Source organism: Lysinibacillus pakistanensis (assembly GCF_030123245.1).
GTDB classification, from domain to species: Bacteria; Bacillota; Bacilli; order Bacillales_A; family Planococcaceae; genus Lysinibacillus; species Lysinibacillus pakistanensis.
In genome coordinates, this window is record NZ_CP126101.1 from 117,501 (window position 1) to 120,000 (window position 2,500).

Here is a 2,500-nt window from a genome sequence, read left to right on the forward strand (position 1 = left end):
GGGGGCCATCCCGGTTTACCGAATTCAGACAAACTCCGAATGCCAGATATTTATACACGGGAGTCAGACTGCGAGTGATAAGATCCGTAGTCAAAAGGGAAACAGCCCAGACCACCAGCTAAGGTCCCAAAGTAATCGTTAAGTGGAAAAGGATGTGGCGTTGCACAGACAACCAGGATGTTGGCTTAGAAGCAGCCATCATTTAAAGAGTGCGTAATAGCTCACTGGTCGAGTGACGCTGCGCCGAAAATGTATCGGGGCTAAACGATTCACCGAAGCTGTGGATTGACATCTACGATGTCAGTGGTAGGAGAGCGTTCTAAGTGCGTTGAAGTCAGACCGGAAGGACTGGTGGAGCGCTTAGAAGTGAGAATGCCGGTATGAGTAGCGAAAGACGGGTGAGAATCCCGTCCACCGTATGACTAAGGTTTCCTGAGGAAGGCTCGTCCGCTCAGGGTTAGTCGGGACCTAAGCCGAGGCCGATAGGCGTAGGCGATGGACAACAGGTTGATATTCCTGTACCACCTCCTCACCGTTTGAGAAATGGGGGGACGCAGTAGGATAGGGTAAGCGCGCCGTTGGTTGTGCGCGTCCAAGCAGTAAGGCGTGTGTGTAGGCAAATCCGCACACTGTAACGTTGAGCTGTGATGGCGAGTCCGTATGGACGAAGTTCCTGATTTCACACTGCCAAGAAAAGCCTCTATCGAGGTGAGAGGTGCCCGTACCGCAAACCGACACAGGTAGTCGAGGAGAGAATCCTAAGGTGTGCGAGAGAACTCTCGTTAAGGAACTCGGCAAAATGACCCCGTAACTTCGGGAGAAGGGGTGCTCTTGAGCGTGCAAGCGCATGAGAGCCGCAGTGAATAGGCCCAGGCGACTGTTTAGCAAAAACACAGGTCTCTGCAAAACCGTAAGGTGACGTATAGGGGCTGACGCCTGCCCGGTGCTGGAAGGTTAAGAGGAGTGGTTAGCGCAAGCGAAGCTGCGAATTGAAGCCCCAGTAAACGGCGGCCGTAACTATAACGGTCCTAAGGTAGCGAAATTCCTTGTCGGGTAAGTTCCGACCCGCACGAAAGGCGTAACGATCTGGGCACTGTCTCAACGAGAGACTCGGTGAAATTATAGTACCTGTGAAGATGCAGGTTACCCGCGACAGGACGGAAAGACCCCGTGGAGCTTTACTGTAGCCTGATATTGAATTTTGGTACAACTTGTACAGGATAGGTAGGAGCCAGAGATCTCGGAGCGCCAGCTTCGAAGGAGGCGTCGGTGGGATACTACCCTGGTTGTATTGAAATTCTAACCCATGCCCCTTAGCGGGGCAGGAGACAGTGTCAGGCGGACAGTTTGACTGGGGCGGTCGCCTCCTAAAAGGTAACGGAGGCGCCCAAAGGTTCCCTCAGAATGGTTGGAAATCATTCGTAGAGTGTAAAGGCACAAGGGAGCTTGACTGCGAGACCTACAAGTCGAGCAGGGTCGAAAGACGGGCTTAGTGATCCGGTGGTTCCGCATGGAAGGGCCATCGCTCAACGGATAAAAGCTACCCCGGGGATAACAGGCTTATCTCCCCCAAGAGTCCACATCGACGGGGAGGTTTGGCACCTCGATGTCGGCTCATCGCATCCTGGGGCTGTAGTCGGTCCCAAGGGTTGGGCTGTTCGCCCATTAAAGCGGTACGCGAGCTGGGTTCAGAACGTCGTGAGACAGTTCGGTCCCTATCCGTCGTGGGCGTAGGAAATTTGAGAGGAGCTGTCCTTAGTACGAGAGGACCGGGATGGACACACCGCTGGTGTACCAGTTGTCTTGCCAAAGGCATCGCTGGGTAGCTATGTGTGGACGGGATAAGTGCTGAAAGCATCTAAGCATGAAGCCCCCCTCAAGATGAGATTTCCCATTACGCAAGTAAGTAAGATCCCTCAAAGACGATGAGGTAGATAGGTTCGAGGTGGAAGTGTGGTGACACATGGAGCTGACGAATACTAATCGATCGAGGACTTAACCAATATGTTTGAAGCATTCAATGCGCCGTTTATCCAGTTTTGAAAGAACAAGAAAGTTTAAAAAAGACTTGCATTTATAACAAGATATGTTATAATAATTCTTGTCCTTAAAATAGTCTAGTGATGATGGCAAAGAGGTCACACCCGTTCCCATACCGAACACGGAAGTTAAGCTCTTTAGCGCCGATGGTAGTTGGGGGCTTCCCCCTGTGAGAGTAGGACGTCGCTAGGCATAATGCCCAGGAGGATTAGCTCAGCTGGGAGAGCATCTGCCTTACAAGCAGAGGGTCGGCGGTTCGAGCCCGTCATCCTCCACCATATGCCGGTTTAGCTCAGCAGGTAGAGCAACTGACTTGTAATCAGTAGGTCGTGGGTTCGATTCCTATAGCCGGCACCATTTTGAGCCATTAGCTCAGTTGGTAGAGCATCTGACTTTTAATCAGAGGGTCGAAGGTTCGAGTCCTTCATGGCTCACCATTAAAATTACCAACAAATATATG

General features: G+C 51.7%; 4 tRNA genes and 2 rRNA genes (2 of these 6 only partly in view). All 6 read left to right on the forward strand.

Going from position 1 to position 2,500, the window contains the following annotated elements:
* A 23S ribosomal RNA gene (locus QNH24_RS00570) occupies positions 1 to 2,003 on the forward strand; it begins 925 nt to the left of the window's first position.
* A gap of 113 nt (positions 2,004 to 2,116) precedes the next feature.
* A 5S ribosomal RNA gene (rrf, locus tag QNH24_RS00575) occupies positions 2,117 to 2,232 on the forward strand.
* Positions 2,233 to 2,242: 10 nt separating this feature from the next.
* Positions 2,243 to 2,318 (forward strand) — tRNA-Val (locus QNH24_RS00580).
* Between the two features lie 3 nt (positions 2,319 to 2,321).
* A tRNA-Thr gene (locus QNH24_RS00585) sits at positions 2,322 to 2,397 on the forward strand.
* 4 nt (positions 2,398 to 2,401) lie between these two features.
* Positions 2,402 to 2,477 (forward strand) — tRNA-Lys (locus QNH24_RS00590).
* Between the two features lie 22 nt (positions 2,478 to 2,499).
* Position 2,500: transfer RNA gene (locus QNH24_RS00595), tRNA-Leu, on the forward strand; it runs 84 nt beyond the window's last position.